Annotated in this window: 19 protein-coding genes; 11 read left to right on the top strand and 8 right to left on the bottom strand. The window is 42.6% G+C overall.

Annotated features, from left to right (window positions below):
• Nucleotides 1-38 precede the first annotated feature (38 nt).
• Nucleotides 39-533: a hypothetical protein gene (locus tag Q0788_RS06450; protein ID WP_298808848.1), complete on the top strand. Its 495-nt coding sequence runs from the start codon at nucleotides 39-41 to the stop codon at nucleotides 531-533.
• On the opposite strand, the gene Q0788_RS06445 is transcribed toward Q0788_RS06450, so the two are convergent.
• Entirely contained in the window at nucleotides 530-1,294 is a 765-nt protein-coding gene (locus Q0788_RS06445; RefSeq protein ID WP_298808846.1) for a DpnI domain-containing protein, read from the bottom strand. The two genes, Q0788_RS06450 and Q0788_RS06445, sit on opposite strands and share 4 nt — an antisense overlap.
• 170 nt (nucleotides 1,295-1,464) lie before the next feature.
• On the opposite strand from Q0788_RS06445, the gene mltG reads away from it, so the two are divergent.
• Complete coding sequence (gene mltG, locus Q0788_RS06440; protein ID WP_298808844.1) at nucleotides 1,465-2,754, top strand: endolytic transglycosylase MltG; 1,290 nt, start codon at nucleotides 1,465-1,467, stop codon at nucleotides 2,752-2,754.
• Between the two features lie 88 nt (nucleotides 2,755-2,842).
• On the top strand, nucleotides 2,843-3,574 hold the full coding sequence (gene tmk, locus Q0788_RS06435) for a dTMP kinase (RefSeq protein WP_298808842.1): 732 nt from the start codon (nucleotides 2,843-2,845) through the stop codon (nucleotides 3,572-3,574).
• A gap of 160 nt (nucleotides 3,575-3,734) precedes the next feature.
• Here the strand turns inward: tmk and Q0788_RS06430 are convergent, their stop codons facing one another.
• Entirely contained in the window at nucleotides 3,735-6,008 is a 2,274-nt protein-coding gene (locus tag Q0788_RS06430; RefSeq protein ID WP_298808840.1) for a cation:proton antiporter, read from the bottom strand.
• An 858-nt stretch (nucleotides 6,009-6,866) separates the two neighbouring features.
• Between Q0788_RS06430 and Q0788_RS06425 the strand changes: the two genes are divergently transcribed.
• From Q0788_RS06425 to purC, 4 genes are all read left to right on the top strand, one after another.
• A complete protein-coding gene (locus Q0788_RS06425) occupies nucleotides 6,867-8,321 on the top strand; it encodes a Do family serine endopeptidase (RefSeq protein WP_160021460.1) in 1,455 nt (484 codons plus the stop codon).
• 653 nt (nucleotides 8,322-8,974) lie between these two features.
• A complete protein-coding gene (gene dapA / locus Q0788_RS06420) occupies nucleotides 8,975-9,880 on the top strand; it encodes a 4-hydroxy-tetrahydrodipicolinate synthase (protein ID WP_101204579.1) in 906 nt (301 codons plus the stop codon).
• 120 nt (nucleotides 9,881-10,000) lie between these two features.
• Nucleotides 10,001-10,351, top strand: a complete 351-nt coding sequence (locus Q0788_RS06415) for a hypothetical protein (RefSeq protein ID WP_179798214.1) — start codon at nucleotides 10,001-10,003, stop codon at nucleotides 10,349-10,351.
• 128 nt (nucleotides 10,352-10,479) lie between these two features.
• Entirely contained in the window at nucleotides 10,480-11,193 is a 714-nt protein-coding gene (gene purC / locus Q0788_RS06410; RefSeq protein WP_057757995.1) for a phosphoribosylaminoimidazolesuccinocarboxamide synthase, read from the top strand.
• Between the two features lie 224 nt (nucleotides 11,194-11,417).
• Here the strand turns inward: purC and Q0788_RS06405 are convergent, their stop codons facing one another.
• Complete coding sequence (locus tag Q0788_RS06405) at nucleotides 11,418-11,858, bottom strand: hypothetical protein (RefSeq protein WP_191114555.1); 441 nt, start codon at nucleotides 11,856-11,858, stop codon at nucleotides 11,418-11,420.
• 370 nt (nucleotides 11,859-12,228) lie between these two features.
• On the opposite strand from Q0788_RS06405, the gene Q0788_RS06400 reads away from it, so the two are divergent.
• On the top strand, nucleotides 12,229-12,861 hold the full coding sequence (locus Q0788_RS06400) for a DNA-3-methyladenine glycosylase (protein WP_298808834.1): 633 nt from the start codon (nucleotides 12,229-12,231) through the stop codon (nucleotides 12,859-12,861).
• A gap of 37 nt (nucleotides 12,862-12,898) precedes the next feature.
• Entirely contained in the window at nucleotides 12,899-13,210 is a 312-nt protein-coding gene (locus tag Q0788_RS06395; RefSeq protein ID WP_298808832.1) for an NGG1p interacting factor NIF3, read from the top strand.
• Between the two features lie 140 nt (nucleotides 13,211-13,350).
• On the opposite strand, the gene Q0788_RS06390 is transcribed toward Q0788_RS06395, so the two are convergent.
• From Q0788_RS06390 to Q0788_RS06375, 4 genes are all read right to left on the bottom strand, one after another.
• Complete coding sequence (locus Q0788_RS06390) at nucleotides 13,351-13,725, bottom strand: hypothetical protein (RefSeq protein WP_298808831.1); 375 nt, start codon at nucleotides 13,723-13,725, stop codon at nucleotides 13,351-13,353.
• 84 nt (nucleotides 13,726-13,809) lie between these two features.
• Nucleotides 13,810-14,469, bottom strand: coding sequence for a hypothetical protein (locus Q0788_RS06385; RefSeq protein WP_298808830.1), 660 nt, complete (start codon nucleotides 14,467-14,469; stop codon nucleotides 13,810-13,812).
• A 723-nt stretch (nucleotides 14,470-15,192) separates the two neighbouring features.
• A complete protein-coding gene (locus Q0788_RS06380) occupies nucleotides 15,193-15,396 on the bottom strand; it encodes a CsbD family protein (protein WP_057758006.1) in 204 nt (67 codons plus the stop codon).
• Between the two features lie 436 nt (nucleotides 15,397-15,832).
• Entirely contained in the window at nucleotides 15,833-17,074 is a 1,242-nt protein-coding gene (locus Q0788_RS06375; RefSeq protein ID WP_298808829.1) for an NADH:flavin oxidoreductase/NADH oxidase family protein, read from the bottom strand.
• A 210-nt stretch (nucleotides 17,075-17,284) separates the two neighbouring features.
• Here Q0788_RS06375 and Q0788_RS06370 point away from each other — a divergent pair, with 210 nt between their 5' ends.
• Entirely contained in the window at nucleotides 17,285-17,983 is a 699-nt protein-coding gene (locus Q0788_RS06370; protein WP_298808828.1) for a TetR/AcrR family transcriptional regulator, read from the top strand.
• A gap of 64 nt (nucleotides 17,984-18,047) precedes the next feature.
• Nucleotides 18,048-20,246, top strand: coding sequence for a molybdopterin oxidoreductase family protein (locus Q0788_RS06365; RefSeq protein WP_298808827.1), 2,199 nt, complete (start codon nucleotides 18,048-18,050; stop codon nucleotides 20,244-20,246).
• A 92-nt stretch (nucleotides 20,247-20,338) separates the two neighbouring features.
• On the opposite strand, the gene Q0788_RS06360 is transcribed toward Q0788_RS06365, so the two are convergent.
• The gene (locus Q0788_RS06360) at nucleotides 20,339-21,664 is read right to left on the bottom strand and encodes a D-amino acid dehydrogenase (RefSeq protein WP_298808826.1); all 1,326 of its coding nucleotides are present in this window, start codon (nucleotides 21,662-21,664) and stop codon (nucleotides 20,339-20,341) included.
• Nucleotides 21,665-21,670 lie beyond the last annotated feature (6 nt).

Raw genomic sequence — 21,670 nt, 5'->3', positions numbered from 1 at the left:
TTGCATTCTATCCAATACTATTTAACAGGGGATAATAAATGCGTACTACATATGAAGATCAACGAATTCCACTACAAGTTCGTAGATTGATGATATTTAATAAAGTTTGCTGTGCAGCGAAAAGAAACCCTGATGAAATAATTCACTTACCTTGTTATTCACAGATAGCATTTAGTATTGTTTATTCTAAGAAAGATAAAAAATACACAGCATTTGGGAGTGTGTTTAAGTATGCGCATACCCGTCAAGAAGTCATTGAACAAGGTTTAGATAAGCAGTTTCATGAAGATACTGTGATGTGTGCAATCACAATCGAAAGACAAGCCTTTACTAAAGCTTCTCGCACTCCGTTAGGGCTGTTAATCAGCTGGAATAAACAGGTAAAAAATCGAGCTTATACCTGTCTCGATGGCAATGTGAAACACTTTTTCAAAGTAAATGATGAGCTTGAGCTAGATTACCCTCCTCATAAGTTTTACGGTCGTTTGGTTGCTGCCAAAGGTTTACCATTATGGGATGATAAGTGTTCTTAGTATAGCTTTCGATAATGACCACGGCTTACAAATTCAATGATGCCTTTATCTCGTAATACTTGTAATTGTTGGCGAATTTTATCTTTTACGTGCTTGTTTTCAGGATGTTTGAGCTGCAACTCATCAGCAAAAGCATAAACTTGATTGAGAGAAAACCTGACATCGAGACGGTCGATACATTGCCAGACATCGAGTGTCCAACCGCGTGAAGCCATAGATTGCTTGCGTAAAAACAAAGTCTTTTGGAACTGTTGGGTGACATTTTCACGCGGTATAACTTGTTGGTTTTTGACCAAAAATACTTTGCCTGATTCGGGTACTTGGCGTAAGTCAATATTGCAACCAACCCAACCTGCTCGTTTTGCCGTCACTGATAAGGGTTTACGCTTAACAATAATATCGGGCGTAAAGAAATGCTTGGGAATAATCAGAAAATTATTGACGGTGTATTCTTTTGAGTAGGTTAAAAAGAAAAAGCTGGGATTGTCCTTACTATTGATACGCTCAATCATCGTCTTATAAGCGCCATCATTGACAACATTGCTTAATTTGGCTTTTTTACTTTTTAGCTCATATTGCTCATTACAATTTTCGCAATAAAAATCAGCGACAGGTTTGTTATTAGCAAACTCAGCTAGCGATTGAGCGCTACAATTGGTGCAGTAACTATTTTCTTTTACCCATGCTTCGCTGAGTACACGAACTTTTTGAGGTTCAGAGTGATAGTTTTTAGCAAGACTTTGGTTAAAATGTAGGTTCATAAGATATTTTCATTATTAATAGATAAGCTGAGAATACTGAAAAAAACACCTAAGTATTAAGCCATATAAACTGCTATCAATAGCAAGATAATTCATAAGCTAAGCAAATACCATTGAAAATCGCACGGTTCAGTGCTAAATTCTAGCAAACATCTGCCTCGCGAGTTGCCATGAGCAAGCCTACACCCAATATACTACCTGAACGTCCCAATGAGTCGCCGTCAAACAAGCAAGATGGCACAGTCGAGGAGCGTGTCGATACCACGCTGCCGGACGCGCAACCAGTGGTAGATGAGGTGGAAGACACATCAGCAACGCCAGCAACCAACGTCTCGCTCATCAGCGGCAACAGTAAACCGCGTCAATATAAAGTCAATAACCCATCGTTTTTTATGCAACGTGGCTATCAAGTGCTGCTAGTGCTAGGGCTTATTGCTGCATTTTTCTTAGTCATGGTTTATCAGACGTTGTTTGGTCGTATCGAGCAGCCGCAGCAAATGGTCACGATTGAGCCAGGTCAGACGTATTACGGTCTACTACCGCAGTGGCAGCAGCAGATTCCGCTGTTTTCGGCAGGCGTGGCTAAGCTATATATCAAGTCACAAGTCGATGCGCCGTTGCATGCTGGTACGTATCAACTACCCGAAAACCCGACTATCGCTGAGGCGCTACAAATACTAGGTCAAGGCGCAAAAGCGGCTATGGTCAAGGTACAGATTATCGAAGGTAAGACATCTAAAGACCTTTACCAAGTGCTGCGTGATAATGATAAAATTGAAAAAGAAGTACTGACTGTAGATAGTGATAATGCGAGTATTGCCCAAGCATTGGATTTGACAGGTGTATTGCCAGACAGTGTGGCTAATAGCAGTGACCCGATTGTTAACTACAATCTTGAAGGTTGGTTCGCGCCTGATACCTATTATTATGGTGAAGGAACCAGCGATAAAAAAGTATTGTCTGACTTGTATAAGCGTCAGCAGCAGGTACTGACTGATGCGTGGGAAAATCGTGCGCCGAATCTGCCTTATAAGAGTCCTTATGAAGCGCTAGTCATGGCGTCTATTATCGAAAAAGAGACCAGCGTTGCGGATGAACGTCCTTTAGTCTCTGCCGTATTTAGAAACCGCTTGAATAAAAACATGCGTATGCAGACGGACCCGACCATCATCTATGGTATGGGCAGTCGTTATGATGGCAATATCCGCCGCAAAGACATCAATGAAAAAACGTCTTACAACACCTACCAAATTGATGGTTTACCGCCAACGCCAATTGCGCTACCATCAGCGGCCTCTATCGAAGCGACCTTACATCCTGCCGATAGTGAAGCATTGTATTTTGTGGCAACGGGAAATGGTGGGCACAAATTTACCAATAGCTTGGCTGAACACAATCAAGCGGTAAAAGACTATCTCAGTGTCATGCGTGAGAAAAAATCTCAAACGCCGCCGCAGTAATATTCCTTCTTAATCCTCTTAAAAAACTTATCGTTTATTGAGTGCTACAAAGTAGAGGTAGCGCTCATCAATGACATAAGGTCATATCATGTCAGTATCTATGCACACCAGCGCAATACCATCACGTGACAGTATACCATCATCGAATCTACCTGAATCAAGTGCTTCAAATACAGAAACGGCACCTACGTTAGGCCGCTTTATTAGTTTTGAAGGGACCGAAGGCGTAGGAAAAACCACCGCGATTGAACAGTTGTGTTTGCGCTTAGAAGCTAATGGCATCTCGTATCTGCGTACTCGTGAGCCGGGTGGTAGCCCATTTGCCGAACAATTGCGTGACATATTATTGGACCCAGCGACTGATATCGAAGACGATACTGAGCTGCTGCTATTGTTTGCGGCGCGCTGTGATCATGTGCAGCAGGTTATTCTACCAGCGCTTCAAAATGGTACTTGGGTAATATGTGATAGGTTTACCGATTCTACTATCGCGTATCAGGGGTTTGGACGTGCGTATGGTGACGAGTTGGTACGCGGCAAAATCGATATGCTTATCAAACAATTTGTGACGCAGCTTCCTGAACTGACATTGTGGTTGGATTTGCCAGTAGCAGAGGGCATGAAACGTGCCAATAAGCGCAGTGCGGCAGATCGTTTTGAGCAGCAGGCTACCGAGTTTTTTACTTGGGTGCATACTGGTTTTAGTCAGCTTGCGAGCGAGTATCCTGAGCGCATACAGCGTATTGATGCATCAGGCAGTACGGATGATGTGAGTGCGCGTATATGGCAGACAGTTATGGACAGATTCGATATCAAATAATTAAATTTTGCCAAGTAGGTTTATAAGGCAGTTAGATGTATCGATAGTTGGTTAGTTAGACAGTCAGTTAGCACCAACAAAAAGCCCCGGCAATATGCTGGGGCTTCTTGTTAAGGTAAATATTTTATCTTTAGGTCAATAAAGCAGATAACTATGCACGTTATTTGTCATCTATTTTATCTACTTTTACACCATCAGTAGTAGCGATAGAGGCGTCGCTATCCTGAGCAGAGTCAGGTAGACGATTTGGGTCAAGCGCACCTTTTTTATTTTTAGGGGCACTACCATTGCCATTACTGTTCGTAGAGGTTTTGGTCTTCGAAGTCGCTGTCGAATTTGCAGACATGACGCCTTTATTATCCATATTAGTAGCAGACGTTTTTGGCTCTTCTACTGGCTCACTTTTCTCTACAGTAGTGCTAGCAGGTGACTTAGTCTCGGTGTTACTGCTTTGGGTAGTTGATGACTGATTGGCGGTATTTTGCTCATCGCTTTTGTCACTATCTACCGAAGGCTCTGGCGCTACTGCCTGACTGTCATCAGAGCTAAGCTCCTGCTCTTTGCGCTTTTCAGGGGCTTTTGAGTTAGACTCAAAGTTAGCATCAGCTGCCATGCGAGCCTGCTCTTGCTTAGGCGTTACATCGACTGGCTTCGGCTGTACTTCATCGTCTACCACTAGCGATATAAGCTTACGGTCACGAGGGACAGTACCGTCAAACTTATCGGTGATGACGTGCAGTTTGCCTTCTTTATCTACCGTATATAGCGGTACAAATTGCTTATTGTCCGCTTTATACTGCTCAAAGCTATAGCTATCCGTGATGTTGGTAATCTTAATTCGAGCTTTTTTGGACAGCATACTGGCAAGCTTGGTATAGGTCACGTCTTTGCCAAACAACCACTGTGAATGGAAGTTAGATTGCTTGTCATCACGCTCGCTTTTGACTTTTTCATCACTGAATTTAAGACGGTATAACTTACGCTCACCAAATTCATGACGATAATGAATCTCGGACAACGTGTTCATTTCTTTGTCCATACTCATCGCAAACAAACGACCAATACCGATCAGATCCAGATGATGATCTGCGTGATCAGAAATAGGATTACCAAAGTAAGTACGTAGACCACTCATGCGTGCGCGTGCAATATTGGTGTAGTTATTGTGCGCAACGATGACATCAAAGCCTTGGTCTTTGAGAGAGGTAGCAATCAGTAGCGCAATTGGGTTTGAGCCAACGATAAGAATACCATTGGTCTCAGGCTCACGTACGCCTAGTAAATTACCGACGACCTTTGCGCCTAGACCCTGAATCATGACCGTACCGATAATGACCATAAATACGAGCGGTACAAGCAGTTCAACGCCCTGAATATCATACTCTTGCAAACGAATCGCAAACAGTGATGAGATAGCAGCAGCGACGATACCACGTGGCCCAATCCAGCTAATCATCAGCTTTTCATTGGTCTTAAGGTTCGAGCCGATAGCCGATGCCCAGACTGATAGTGGGCGTGCGACAAACATCACGATAGCGAGCAGCACTAGCCCTGCAAAACCAACGCTGAGCAAGCTTGCCAACTCTACACGCGCCGCAAGAATGATGAACAGCACTGAAATCAGTAAAATGGTTAATGATTCATTAAACTCTAAAATCGTTTCACGTGGGAATTTTGGCCAGTTTGCCAATGCCACGCCCAATACTGTAACAGTTAATAAACCTGATTCATGCTCTAGATGATTTGATATTGAAAATAAGACCAGTACAAATGCTAGGGTAAAAACATTACGCAAGAACTCAGGAATCATATGACGACGCATGAGGAATGCAAGTAGCCAAGCGCCTGCCATACCCATTGCAGTTGCCAATACCACAATCTTAGCAAACAGTAGAATACTACTAGCTTCGCCGCCTGAGATAATGTACTCATAGACCAATACCACAGCGATAGCGCCGATTGGGTCAATGATAATACCTTCCCATTTCAAGATGTTGGAAATGGTTTTGTTAGGGCGTACACTACGCAGCAGCGGCATAATGACCGTTGGACCAGTCACACAGACCAGTGCACCGAACAGCAACGCAATCAATGGATCGACATCAAATAGTAAATAAGTCGATAGGGCCACGATAGCAATGGTAATTAGTACACCGACCGATACCAGCATCTGTACCACGGTACCATGTTGCTTAATCTCATCAAACTCTAGCGTTAACGAGCCTTCAAATAGGATAATCGCTACGCCCAAAGAGATGAAGGGAAACATCAGCTCGCCCAACACCAAGTCTGGGTCAAATACACCCAGCACTGGGCCGACGATAATACCAATCAGTAATAAAAATAAAATGGATGGTTGCTTTAAATACCAAGCCAACCATTGGGCGGCAATGCCAATCCCAACCACGCCGGATAGCAAAAGGGCGGTATCCATAAATTAATCCTTTTATAATCTTGTCATATTTTATATCTATCGATAGCTGTTATAAGATAGTTGCTACCGTTTATTTAACATTAAGTTGTTATCCGTTTTTGTTGTAGCTAGGCCATCACACTGATAGCACTCATGAATCACAACATAAGCTAGATATGATATAACTACTATAAAGTAGCAAAGACAAAAGCGCTTCTAGATAAATCACAATACGCTAGAAATGCAAAAGATGGAAAACAAGAGTGATGATAGCCAGTTTATAAACCTGCAATAAACAGCCTCATATACAAGCTAACTTTTGTTTGTTTAGTAAAATATTTGGTTTGACATCATACCATGATTTTATTTCAAGCTGATGTAAGCCGTACCTGCTAAAAAGCTATCTTACGGCCACAAAAGTGTATAAAGCCCATATGAAATAACGTTGCCTTGGGTTATCCTGCACTATGCAAAAGGCATTAGCATCATACTTTAAGTTTTTATTTATCATACAGTAGCTGCGTGGGGCATGCACGTCGCGCACAGGGTAATAGTGTTGGCGCTATGAAATGTCATATACTGATCGCTGAGAGTATTTGTTTTTATAAGACACTATTAATCATGTTCTAAAGACAATAGCTCTATAAATATTCAAGTAATGAGTAGTGATAAAAATAAGCGTAAAGTAACGGCTAAATAGCTATGACAATAGGTTCGAATAAAAGTGCTGCGCCGCATAAATAGACAAGCTAAATAGATAAAAGAATATAATTTCACCAAATAGTAACGAATAGGGGCATACCGCTAGGTGTAGTCGCTATCGCTGACAATCATAACGTGGCTGTTAATAACAGCGATTACTCATATGGAGGACACAAAATGCCTATCAATATGTTCAAAGGACAGACCACTGCCAATATGCAGCGCTGGTTACAACGTAGTGCGCTGGCACTCGCTGTTAGTACCGCGATGTTCGCTAGTATTAATGTCACGACGATAAACAGTGCTCAGGCTGCAGTCACTACGGCTGATTTCTCTGGTTTGGTGCAACAAGTCACGCCAGCAGTGGCACGCGTTAATGTCACCAAAACGATTAGTGAGGCCGAGCTTGCTAAGGCTCAGACTGCTGAAGTATTGCGTCAGTTCTTTGGTGATCGTCTACGCATCCCTGATCGAGTCGCGACGCCAGCGATTGAACATGCTTATGGTACGGCCTTTTTTATTACCTCCAATGGATACATGCTGACCAACCATCATGTCATCGCAGGTGCGGACAAAATTACTGTGACGCTCAATGATAGAACTGAGCTTGATGCAACTTTGGTTGGTAGTGACGAGCGCTCAGATGTGGCCGTGCTAAAAGTTGAGGGCAGTCAATTTCCAGCCCTGCCTATCGGCGACTCAAGTGGTCTAAAAGTAGGGGAGCCAGTGTTAGCAATTGGTTCGCCATTTGGTTTTGACTATTCAGCCTCTGCTGGTATTGTCAGTGCCAAGTCGCGTAGTTTTTCGCGTGAGACGAGCGTACCATTTATCCAAACGGATGTGGCATTAAACCCGGGTAACTCTGGCGGGCCACTATTTAACCAGCGCGGCGAAGTAATTGGTATTAACTCGCGCATTTTTAGTGGTACGGGCGGTTATATGGGACTGTCATTTTCTATCCCTATTGACGCTGCCATGGATATTTATGAGCAGCTAAAAAATGACGGTGAAGTGGCGCGTGCTTACCTAGGAATCTATCCACAAGATATCGATCGCAATCTGGCCGAGGCTTATAATTTAGAGCGCCCTCAAGGTGCCTTACTGACTCGTGTATCACCAGATTCGCCAGCACAAAAATCAGGCCTAAAACCTGGTGACATCATTCTGCAATACAATGATGTACAAATCATGGAGGCATCAGACTTGCTGAACTTGCTCAATCGAGCGCGTCCAAGCGACCCCTTCCGTGCACGGATTCAGCGTAACGGTAAGCAGATGGTGATTAACGGCAAGCTCGCTTACGCGCCTAATGATGTAAGAGCACAGAGCGGTGATGAGCAAAATGATGATGTACAGTTGGGCTTGCGTTTACGCGATTTGACGGCAGATGAACAAGCAGAAATCGCTGTCGATAATAAGACGGGCATATTGGTTACCACTGTGGATCCTACTGGATTGGCCGCACGCTCAGGTATTCTGGCAGGCGATGTCATTACTAACTTTCATCAAAAGCCGATTAAAACAGTGGCAGACTTTTCAGGTGCTATCTCTTCTCTTCCTAAAAAAGGCGTAGTCACTATAGAAGTTATACGCCAAGGCATTCCTGCTATTATTGGTCTGCGTATTGAGTAGGTGTCATGATTAAAGCGTGACTGTTAATGTGGCTAATAATATAACTCAGATTATGGTTCAGGGTATAAAGGCAGCGCGCACGTCAATAATTGTGCTTTCTATTTAGCTTATTAATAGAATATTGTATATTCATGAGCATCGGTACGAGAGGGTTGCCTTTTCGATTTTATCGACCTACTATCGATGTGTTGACGATTCGTTAATATTACATAAGAGACTTATCAGCGTACGTTGATTACGCTAAAATGCTCCTTTAATGATGTAACTATTTATCTACAAGGTTTTAGGCCAAGCTTTATAATTTCAAGCAAAAAATCATACCCGTTTTTTGGTACTAAATTTATGGGTTGACTGCCAATTGATTGATAGCGGTCAAATCAAAATATGCTACACTAACGAGCACTCTTATTATTATATTTCTGTCGGTTAGTAGGTACGCCTATTACTCTTGGTAGATGGCCATCACGATACTGATATCGTAGATATAATAATCTATGGTACAAACGCTATTATAGTAAGTAGAGACGCAGCATTAACATCAAGTAAGTTACGCCATCAGCGTTTATCAACGCACACAAATAAATGGCCACTTGCAAACGACCTATCATGTGACAGCTTTAATAAAAGCTAGGATAATACAGTAAGGCACGGTTATGAGCACAGCATACGACGAGATCAAAACCCGACTACAAGGCTCAATGGTAGCCTTGGTAACGCCCATGCACCCTGACGGTAAGGTCGATTATAAACGTCTCGCAGATCTCATAGATTGGCAGATTGAGCAGGGCACACACTGTCTTGTAGCTGTTGGTACTACTGGTGAATCAGCGACCCTATCTATGCAAGAGCATAGCGATGTCATTCGCTATTTTGTCCAGCATGTTAAAGGTCGTGTACCGGTCATCGCGGGTACTGGTGCCAACAACACGATGGAAGCCATCAAGCTGACTCAGGATGCTGCCGATGCAGGTGCGGACTGTGCGTTGCTAGTCGCTCCTTACTACAATAAGCCGCCACAAGAAGGCTTATTTCAGCATTATCAAGCCATTGCCAAAGCCGTAAATATACCGCAAATGCTGTATAACGTGCCTGGCCGTACAGTGGTTGATATCGCTCAAGAAACGGTTGAGCGTTTGTGTGATATCGATAATATTGTTGCTATCAAAGATGCGACAGGATCTGTCGGTCGCGGTGAGCAGTTGATCAAAGCCGTTGGTGACAGGATGGTTGTGTTATCTGGTGATGATGGCACTGCGCTTGATCTAATGAAAGTAGGTGGCAAAGGTAATATCTCAGTCACTGCTAACGTGGCGCCAAAAGCCATGAGTGAGACTTTTTCTGCAGGTTTACGTGGTGACTTTGAAGCGGCTGGTAAAATCCATGACGTGGTCAAACATTTGCACCGTGACCTATTTATCGAATCAAGCCCTATCCCAGCGAAGTACGCCTTGCATAAAATGGGCATTATCGATAAAGGTATCCGTCTGCCATTGGTTTGGCTCGCCGAGCAGCATCATGCGACTATCGATGAAGCATTGGTTCGAGCAAACATACGATAAATTGATATTTAGCCAATTGATATTCGGCGATTTTAGATTTGTTGCTAGTTCGATGATTGATATTCGAGCTAGCAGCAAGTCAACTTATAATGATAAGTCAATCGCCTACATGAGCAATAACTGCTAACTCAGAGAGACAACATGATGACAGTATCATCAAAAACAGTATCATCAAAGACGACAAAACTACTTCCAGCAATGCTGACCTTGGTTTTGGGTAGCACTTTGGTATTGAGCGGTTGTCAAGCGACCAAAAACTTGCTTGGTAAACGTGACAACGGCAGCTTAGATTATCAACAAAGCAAAAAGCTTGCACCGATAGAGCTACCTGCCGCCCAAGAAACGGCACCTTTTGTACCTTTGTATTCAACACCTAATGCTGGGGCAAACACGCTCCAACTACAAAATGAGTCAGGCAATCAGTATCAGCTGCCAAAACCTCAGCGTGCTGTTAGCAACACTTCGAACTAAACTTACTCCCTTATCTATATCGCTGACTGTTGCGTTTTTTATCATAGCCGCAAGCCATGTATCTTACATCAGTCAGCGGTAGCTGCGCGTTTTTACCACATAAGCTTGAACGAACAGGAACCCCCATAATGCAAAAGCAACAACTGCTGTATAAAGGTAAAGCCAAATCTGTCTATGAAACAGAAGACAATGATCTTCTGATTTTGCACTTCCGTGATGATACCTCAGCGCTTGATGGTAAGCGTATCGAACAATTAGCACGTAAAGGTGTGGTTAATAACCGCTTTAATGCTTTTATCATGCAAAAATTGTCTGATGCTGGTATCGAAACACATTTCGAGAAGCAATTATCTGATGACGAAGTGTTGGTTAAACGCTTGGACATGATTCCTGTAGAGTGCGTGGTTCGTAACTTTGCAGCTGGTAGTTTGGTACGTCGTTTAGGTTTAGAAGAAGGTCAGGCATTGACGCCGCCAACGTATGAGCTGTTTTATAAAGATGATGCGCTAGGTGATCCGATGGTTAACGAATCACTTTCTGTATCTCTTGGTTGGGCGACCAAAGAGCAACTGGCTAAAATGGAAGAGCTAACCTATCAAGTCAACGATGTACTGAAGGCATTGTTTGATGCGGGTGATTTGATTCTAGTTGATTTTAAACTAGAGTTTGGCGTATTCCATGACCGTATCGTGTTAGGTGATGAGTTCTCACCAGATGGCTGCCGTATCTGGGATAAGAACACTAAGAAGAAACTTGATAAAGACCGTTTCCGTCAGTCATTAGGTGATGTGATCGAAGCTTATGAAGAAGTCGCTGACCGTATTGGTGTACCATTAAAATAAGTATCTGATACTTAGCATAAAATAAAAAACTGAGCCTTGTGCTCAGTTTTTTTATGTCATTATATTTATAATGGTACTCTAGTGAGGACTTGAACCCTAAGCTGTGAGCTATATATGCCAATAGGTTGAATTATTGAGATAATGACGGTGTACTTAGCATACATATTCTATCGTATTTGAATTGCTGGCTACCTAGTGTTTTTACCTATTAAAAAGTTCATATGTTAATTCAAGACCAAAAAAAATTTTGGTCTTGCGTCTGTCAATGCTTCTAAAAGGTACAAATCTTGAAAATTTCTTTCTCCCCATTCAACTAGTTGCAATTCCCCTGAAAGACTTTTAATGTAGGAATTCACAAAAGAAGACAACATATATTGCGAAAAAATAGGATGTTTATCAGTAAAGTATTTCCATCCAATAATGTAAACTTCTTTCCATTTTAACCAGTTTTCAATCAGATAATCTGATACTACATCTGTAAGCGCATCTAGGCTTTTACCTGTAACTAGCTTAGGGCTGTAAGATCCGTACAATACCTTCCCTATTGTCAAAGTGAAATCTTCTTTACTCTCACAGCCCATTAAGTCTATAACAACTATGTTAGGATCATCCAATCTTTGCTGACCAAATTGAACCCAAGACTCATTATCTCGAAAATAAATCATTTAATTCTCCCCAAAGCTTTACTGCCATGAATGCTAGGTTCAAACTCAGCTGCTGGACTAAATATGCAAACCTTATCCAGATCAGTACATACAAAGGGTATACCCCCAACGAAACCAGTTATTTCACCCCAAGAACCTATTAACAGACCACTTAAAATAGACCACCATAATGGAACCACTTATAACAGACTGCAACTTCTATCTATTCATCAACCAGTATCACTCTTTAGACAAAGGCTGGTAGTTTAGCTCGTATAAAAAATCAAACATAGCGCCAACACTGTCCGCGATACCTTATCTTACTTTTATGCTAATTTGTTAGTACTTATTCATATCAATTAGACCATAAAAATAAAAAAAGGTTTTGCTGATGTCTACTGCCTCATCAACCGTTTTAGAGCCTGACTGGTTCACTCGTCCGACCTGTGTGGTCGCTGCTGACCTGATTGGTAAAGTCTTATGTCGACAGCTAACCGATAGTGATGGACAGCAAAAAACACTACGTATGCGTATCTCTGAGACCGAAGCCTATATTGGTCAAGATGACCCCGCTTGCCACTCACATGCAGGCACTCGAACGGCGCGCACAGAGATTATGTATGAGCAAGGCGGTGTGTTCTATGTCTATTTGACCTATGGCGTGCATCATATGCTAAATTTGATTAGCGGCTCTATAGAGTCGCCTGAATCGGTATTGATTCGCGCTGGGTTTTTGACTGATGATAGTGACCGTCTGATCGAAGAGCAACAACTCAGTCCAGATAAGCAGTTTACACATCCTAAGCAGTTCGCAGGCCCTGGTAAATTGACCAAACGCTTGCAAGTTGATCGCGATTTATATGGCAAACCTATCTCGCCGGCATCAGAAGTTTGGATAGAAGATGATGGCTGCCAGCCACCTGTATCACTACGCCCACGTATTGGTATTGATTATGCAGGTGATGCCAAAGACTGGCTACTACGTTATATATGGACCGAGCATCCTTCCTTATCTAAGAACTAGCATATTGAAATTCAAAACCATTCTATGAGATAAGCCTATGTATAAGTTGACCGTTTTCATTCCTGATGCAGCGTTAGACCAAGTAAAGTCTGCTCTATTTGCTGCTGGCGCTGGGAAGATTGGAAACTATGAGCAATGCTGTTGGCAGGTACGAGGAGCTGGTCAGTTTATGCCATTATCAGGTAGTATGCCGCACATTGGTACACAGGATAGCTTAGAAACGGTCGATGAGTGGCGAGTGGAAATGGTGGTAGATGAAGCTTTTATCGATGCTACCATTATCGCGTTAAAAGAGGCACACCCCTATGAAACGCCAGCTTATGATGTGATAAAAGTATTGGATTTTTAGTTTTATATGGAAAGATATTAGCTAATAGAGTGTAAGAACTCTCATAAAAAAACCAAATAAGCCACTTGATGATTATTTGGTTATAAAGTTTTAAAGTTCCAACTGAGTATTAATAGTGAATATCAGTATTTAAAAACTGATTAATCTTTTTTAAGTTTAATCACGTTGTAGCTTGGATAGCCCAGTTCGATTTTATAATCGTCGCGACCACGTTCGGCTTTTACCTTAATTTTACGATCGCCTTTCTTATATTTGACATCTTTGACACGGTATCCCATGCTACGGACTTTACTAGCAGCTCGTTGCTCGACAACGGAGACATAGCTGTTTTTATCGTTCTTTTTGTCTTTGTGTTTTTTATGGCCTTTATTGTCCTTATGAGTATGCTCGTATAGGTCGTCATAGCCATTGTAGCCATTCGGTGCAGTCACACAGCCTGTGGTCACTGCCAATAAAGCTGCGACTATGCTGCCAGTCGCTACCGTTTTTAATGTTGAAAATGATAGAGTTTTCATAATGTTCTCCTAATCATATTTCGTTGCTCAATATGGGTAAAAGTTAAATGTACCGAGGTAGTTAGCTGAAAATGCTGAAAGCGATCAATCTTTTCTGACTTTGATAACATCTAAATTTGGATAACTTAATAATATCTCATACTTCTGTGAGCCGCGTTTGGCCTCAATCTCAAAGACACCGCGCTTATTTTTTTCTTCAAGATCGATATCTTCAACACGGTAGCCCATAGCTCTTACTTTGTTGATAGCACGGCGTTTGATAGCTGGGTAACGTGATTCTCTTTTAATAGTGTCTTCGACATCGCCTTTTTTATAGCGCTGACCATTCTGATAATTATCTTGATGCTTGTTTTCTTTATAGCGGTCATTATCCTTGTGCGACTTATTATTATTCCAGTTATCTGGCCATGCTTTTTTGCTTGAGCTGATGAGTCTTAGGGCAGGGTAAGTATATTTTAGCTCGTAGGCTTGGTTGTTCTTTTTAGCATAAGCCGTAAGAGCTCGATCACCACGGTAACTATCAGCTCTGATGTCTATAACTTGATAGCCTTTGCGGCGCAAGTCTTGTCGAAGCTGCTGACTTACGCGATTAAAATTATTATTTTGGCTATTATCACCACGATAGACAGGCTGACTGTCATATCCTGAGCCTACAACTGTACAACCCACTGTCGTACCCAATAATGCAACGACAAGACCAGTAGACAAAGTGGCCTTAATAGAGAAGGGTTTTATCATTTTCATGAGGCAATATCCTATGATGGTATTAAGTAGGCAGTGTAGATATAGAAATATCTATATCTGCTATAACTATAAGATTTTAAAAGTATTCTGGCGAATTAAATTAGATCGTAGTTAATAAGTGTTTCTAGTGATTTATTTTTCGAAATATTTCCTTACATTATCTATAATAGAGTACAAAACTTTGCGGTAGGTGTCATTTGCGTTAATAAGTTGTAATAATTGTGGCAAGTAAAATAGATTGGTGTAAGCATATGCTTACACGCAATGACGTTTACGCGACTTAACATGCGAGTGAGAGTTAGGCATTATAGTCACACGGCATTAGGGAATGTGACTCAAGGATTGAGTTGACCGCATTAAGGATAATGATTCGATAACTAGCGTCAGGATGACAATAGCGATTGAAGTAAGGACACATACCCTTTGCTGATAGCAGCAAGTAATACTGAAGCTGTAGTGTAGTAAAAAGGGCAGGATGCCCAGTATCACAATATACTGAATATTTGTGCAAGGATGCATGAAAAGCAGTCGTGATAGGTAACATGGATAGTTAACAATAAAACCGCATAACAATTGATTGCTATGCGGTTTTATCGTGTCTGGAGAATGGTAATTTCTTTCTCCAGCAGCTTGTCTGTACAGTAAAGATCTGCCATAAAAAACCGCATATATTTCTATGCGGTTTTTCAGTTTATTCAGCACAGTAGTTATGAACTAAATATATTAATATTTATTTTCTACACGCCAATCATCTACTTCACGCTCTGCGTCTTCTTTGGCATGACCGTAACGCTCTTGTACGCGGCCTACTAGCTTGTCACGGCTACCTTCGATATGGGTAAGGTCGTCGTCTGTTAGCTCGGCCCATTTTTGTTTAACTGAACCTTTCATTTGGTTCCATTCGCCTTTTAGAGTATGTTCGTTCATTGTATTATTCCTTTTATTGAACTTATTGTGTTTGATTTATTTCTTAATAACCATTTTGATTCTTATTTCACGATATCGATTACTGATAATACTATTTAATTTTTATTCTAATTGTATTGCACAAGGATAAATGATTGGTTCCAAATATCTTGTGAGATTAAATATAGGACTTTTCAATTCAGCTGTCTGTATATGCTATGTTTATAGTGTTACTTAATTATAGTGAGCGTTTACTAAGTGTTATATACAGGGCTGCTGTAGTAGTGCCACGTAAATTGCGTCTATTATGCGTGATAATAACTCCTTCTATGAACTTGTTGTTTATATAAATATTAAGAAAATATATTATTTATTCAAAAATACTTATGTAGATAAAAAAGCAGCTACTCAAAAATAGAGTAGCTGCTTTTTTATTGTCTTTGAAATTGATTAAAAGTTATTTTGTCGAATATTTATTCAAATACTGATGATAGCGTTTGGTGAGTTTCTTTATTCGTATACGATCAGAAATCAATGAGAAAATTGGTGAGGCATTTGGTTTGGGCGACTTCCCTTGTCCCATGCGCTGTAATTGTCGCTTGATGACCGCCATTGTAGCAACTGCACTTAAGGTCTTATCTTTCCAGCGTACCACAGGATTGTGAGCACTAAGCGTACTGTCATTTTTCCAGTCATTCGGTAGAGCAGGGTTCATGGCTAATGCGGTTCCCATACCAACCACATCAACCCCTTGCGCCAGTACCTCTTCTGCGACAGTCAATCGTCTAACGCCACCTGTCGTCATGATAGGCATGGTAGCGACTTGAGCAATCTCCTTTGCGAAATCTAAAAAGTAAGCTTCTCGTTGCAACGTGCGACCATCTGCTGTGCTGCCTTGCATGGCGGGACTTTCATAGCTGCCACCTGATAATTCGACCAAATCTACCGCCAATTCATTCATCGCTGAAATAACCACTTTGGCATCATCTGCATCAAATCCTCCGCGTTGGAAATCGGCTGAGTTTATCTTAACAGCGACTGCAAAGGTAGGCGCAACTTGAGCACGAATGGCGTTGATTACTTCGATTAACAGTCGCATCCGATTCTCAATCGAACCACCGTATTTATCTTTGCGTTTATTGGTAAGCGGTGATAAAAATTGAGAAATCAGATAGCCGTGGGCGGCATGAATTTGCACACCATCGAAGCCAGCTTGTTCTGCTTTTAGAGCACTATCGGCGAATCGCTGTATCAGTTGCTCGATATCTTGCTGCGTCATCGCACGAGGTCTGCCAAATAGATGAGAGTGCTTGCCTAAGCCGATCGCCACGTCAGAAGGTGATAGCACATCGCCACCCATGGCAGCATATACTTGACGACCAGGATGATTGAGCTGCATCCAAATCTGCGTATCGTTGTGCTTGGCAGTATTTGCCCACGCTCTAAAAGGCGCTATCTCACTGTGTTTGTCTAATACGACACCACCAGGCCCTGTCATAGCGCGGCCATCGACCATCACGTTTCCCGTGATTAACAGACCTGTCCCGCCTTCGGCCCAGTTTTTATATAGACGGAGCAGAGTAGGGCCAGGGACTTGACCGACATCAGCCATGTTTTCTTCCATGGCAGCTTTCGCTAAGCGGTTGGGTAATGTAGCGCCACAAGGCAGCACTAAAGGGGAGAATACAGGTGATGTCATGATAGTGGCCTAGAAATGGTTGTTTTGTGAAGCATGAGTTCTACTATTGGTTTAGCTATAGACATATGGTTTAAATGACTATAACCTTATAGCTAAGATATTCGCTATCGGCAATTGACCATTATCATCACATTTTTTTGGCACAATAGCACCTAAGGTAAATTACTGGTGTGTCGATATAATTATCTATTGAATAGGAATACCTCTGCATTGAATGTATTAGCTCCAGATTTGACAGTCCCAGTAGAATCTAAACGTGAGCTAGCAAAAGCCAAGACTCGGCGTGCGTTATTAAAAAGTGCTTTGCGGTTGTATAGCTTGGAAGGTGCTCAGGGCATGAGCATGAATAAAGTTGCCAAAGGTGCAGGTATTGCACAGCCCAGTTTTTACAATCATTTTGAGAGTCTAGAGGCGCTACAAAACGAGCTGAGCGCCCAACTAAAAGACAATTATCTATCCCCGATGCGACTGGCATGGGTCAATATGCTCAAAGATTATGATGTGTTGAATAAAGATCAGTTTAATCAGCAATGTCGACAATGCCTGATTATGATTTTTGATTCTGCATTTGAGAATATCGCATTGTTTCAACACTTGCTCGAAGACCGTCCTAGATTTAGTGACAGTATAGAAAACCAGTCATCATTGAATAATGGACTGGGCAATCTGATTACCGAAATACAAGAAGAATGGACAGAGATATTTATTCAAGGATTGCAGTTATCCAATCGTTCTTGCGAGCGTAGTGCTGTCAATCTATGCGTCGATATGGCGGCGGCACAAGTACATGAGTTGATATTGGGCTGTCATCAGCAGCGTTACTCAAGACAACAAGCGATTGCCACGTTGAGTATCAGCTTTGATGCACTGTTCGCCAATTTTTTGCACGGAAGCAATACTAGTCAGTAGTGATAATAAGCAAAAATTATTGTCATGAAATCTAGAACAAAAAAACACAACAGGGAGAGTGACTATGGCCACAACCACGGCTGCACCAACGTTAAGCGAAACGCAAACGCATTTTAGAACTTGTACATTGTGCGAAGCAATGTGCGGCGTCGAAATAAAACATGATGGCGAAAAAGTCTTGTCGATTAAAGGGGACAAAAACGATCCCTTTTCACAAGGCTATATTTGTCCGAAAGCCACTGCTTTGCAAGACTTGCATGAAGATCCTGACCGTTTGCGTCAGCCGGTAGAGAGAACGGCAGACGGTTGGAAATCTATTAGTTGGCCAGAAGCGTTGGATAAAGTCGCCGCAGGTATTCAATCCATACAGCAAAAGTATGGTCAAAATGCGTTGGGTGTTTATCTAGGTAATCCTAACGTACATAACATGGGTGGTATGTTGACCATCAAACAACTACTTACCAGTTTAAAGACGCGCAGTCGTTTTTCTGCCACCTCTATTGACCAGCTGCCGCATCATATTATTAGCATGCATCTGTTTGGTCATATGCTGCGCATTCCAGTTCCCGATGTCAATAACACGCAATACATGCTTATCATCGGTGGCAATCCGCTGGCTTCTAACGGCAGTATCATGACTGCGCCCAATATGCGTCAAAAGCTAAAAGATATCAAAGCGCGCGATGGCAAGGTAGTGGTGGTTGATCCAAGACGTACCGAAACGGCTGACATCGCCAGCGAACACCACTTTATTCGTCCAGCGACAGACGTATTGCTGCTATTGGCTATGCTCAATGAAATCTATACGCAAGGCTATGCCAAGCTCGATACTAGAGTGGCTGCCTTGGCACCTGAGATCGATCGACTTGCTTTGTTTGCTGAACAATACACACCTGAGTCAGTGGCAGATATCACGGGTATTACCGCAGCCGAAATCAAACGTATCGTCAAAGAGTTTTGTGAAGCGGAAAGCTCTGTTTGTTATGGCCGTATGGGCATCTCGGTGCAAGAGTTTGGTTTGCTGAGCCAATATTTATCTATGGTCATTAATATCGTCACGGGTCGTTTAGATGAAGTGGGCGGACTCATGTTCCCAAATCCTGCTGTCGATGTTGTGAACAGTTCTGGCCCAGGCTATCTGGGTAAACGTCATAGCCGCGTCAGCAACTTGCCAGATTTTAATGGTGAGTATCCAGTGGTTGCGATGGCAGATGAGATGTTAGTCGAAGGGGAAGGCCAGTTAAAGGGATTCGTTACGGTCGCTGGCAACCCTGTTCTGAGTACCCCAAATGGTGAAAAGTTAGATGAAGCATTATCTCAGTTAGAGTTTATGGTTTCGCTTGATTATTTCGTGACTGAGACCAGTCGCCATGCCAATATTATTTTGCCGCCTGTATCGCCATTAGAGCGCGACCATTATGACATTACTTTTAACGGCTTTGCCGTGCACAATGTCGCCAAATATTCGCCTGCTTTGTTTGATAAAACTGACGATACCAAGCATGACTGGGAGATTTATTTAGGACTGGCAGAGCGCTTAGACAAAGATGCGCCAGAAGCAACGCAAAAAGAACGTGCCGCGACAAAAGCCTTTGGTCCTAAGTTCTTGTTAGAGCAAGGTCTAAAGTATGGACCTCATAAAGACGTGACATTTGAAGCCTTAGTCGAAAATCCGCATGGTATTGATTTAGGTCCACTACATCGTATGTTGCCAGAGGCTATTAAACACGCCGATAAACAAATTCACCTTCATGTCGATTTTTATCAGTCAGATTTGGCACGTGTTAAAGAAATGGTGCAACAGTACAACAGTAATGAGATTTTGCTAATCGGTCGTCGTCATGTACGTAGCAACAATTCATGGTTGCACAATAGCCATCGACTGGTAAAAGGTAAATCTCGCTGTACATTGATGCTGAATCCGCAAACGGCAGCGCAACATGGCATTGCAGACGGTCAAGATGTCAGAGTAACTTCTCGAGTAGGTAGCGTGGTCATTGCAGCAGAAGTGACGGATGAGCTGATGCCAGGAGTGGTCAGTATCCCGCATGGTTTTGGTCACGGTCGTAAAGGGGTGAAGCAAAAGATTGCGCAAGCGCATGCAGGTGTCAGCGTTAATGATTTGACTGATGAGACCTTAATTGACCAGCTGAGTGGTAATGCCGCAGTCAACGGTGTGCCTGTGCAACTAGAAGCATTGGATATGGGTGAAGATAGTTTGTCTACTGCTACAGAGACTGTAGCGGAAGGCGCACTAGCATAAAGTTAATCATACATTTGTAGAAATAAAAAAAAGGCGTTCACGTAAAGTGAGCGCCTTTTTTTGTTTGCAATTTAAATATATCGCTGACTCGATCAAACGCTCATACCAACGAAATCAAAATCGACGTTGGGCGTTTCACCTTGGATTAATAAACTAAGGGCCTTTGCAGAACCGCAAGAGTGTGTCCATCCCAATGTACCATGTCCTGTATTGAGCCATAAATTATCAAAAGTCGCTGAAGCGTTATGACTGCCATGTTTGACTTGACCGCAGTGCGCACGACCAATCAAAGGTACGTTCGATGGGGTCATCGGGCGCAGTCCTGTCCAATATTGTACCGAGTTTGCAATAATGCCTTTTGGAAATAACTGCTGCACGCGCCGAGTAATGGCTTCACAGCGCGTGGCATTTAAGTCTAAGTTATAGCCATTAAATTCAGCGGTACCAGCGACTCGCAATTTGTTACCCAATCGTGAGGTGACCAGTTTGAATTCATCATCAATTAGACTAACAAAAGGCGCTAAATGCGGCGCACGTGGATTCACCGTATAAGTAGCCGAATAACCTTTTGCTGGAAATATTGGCGCGTGTATGCCCAAAGGTTTTAGCAGAGGTACGCTATAGCTGCCAAGCGCGACCACATAAGTATCAGCCGTGAAAGTCTGCGCATTTTCGCCTTTTGGACGGATAGTAATACTGTGCACATGCGGACGGGCAGAGTCAGCATCAGCATTGAGTGCCAAAATCTCGGTATCATATAAAAACTGTACGCCAGCATCAATGCAGCACTGTGCCAAACGTTGAGTAAATAAGTGTGCATTGCCAGACTCATCACGACTGGTATAGGTCGCCCCAGTGAGCTTATGCGCAATTGGGTAGAGCGCTGGCTCTAAATTGACAGCATTATTAATATCAATCACATGGCGCTCACAACCAAGCGCTTGCATGCGTTCAGTGGGTTCGATAGCCGCATCAAACTCTGCCTGATTGGTATAAAAATGCATGATACCGCGTGTTTGCTGTTCGTAGTTGATGCCAATATCCGCGCGCAGCTGTTGTAAGGTATCTCTTGAATATAGACCTAGGCGCACCATTTGCACCAGATTGGCATCGGCTCTATCGGCGCGGCACTCTTGCAGAAACTGCATGGCCCATTTGAGCTGAGCTTTATCACCGCGCAAACGATACAGTAGCGGAGCATCTTCTTTAAACAACCACTTGAGCGCTTTCATCGGGGTCGCAGGGTTGGCCCAAGGCGTGGCATGTGAGACAGATATTTGGCCGCCATTGGCAAATGACGTTTGCATACCTGCCGCCGGTTCGCGCTCAATCACGGTCACATCATAGCCTGCCTGACGTAGATACCATGCGGTGGTCACGCCCACCACGCCTGCTCCGAGTACCGCAATATGTGTCATAGGATT

Source organism: uncultured Psychrobacter sp. (assembly GCF_947500265.1).
GTDB lineage: Bacteria > Pseudomonadota > Gammaproteobacteria > Pseudomonadales > Moraxellaceae > Psychrobacter.
This window is presented reverse-complemented; position numbering and strand designations above follow the sequence as displayed.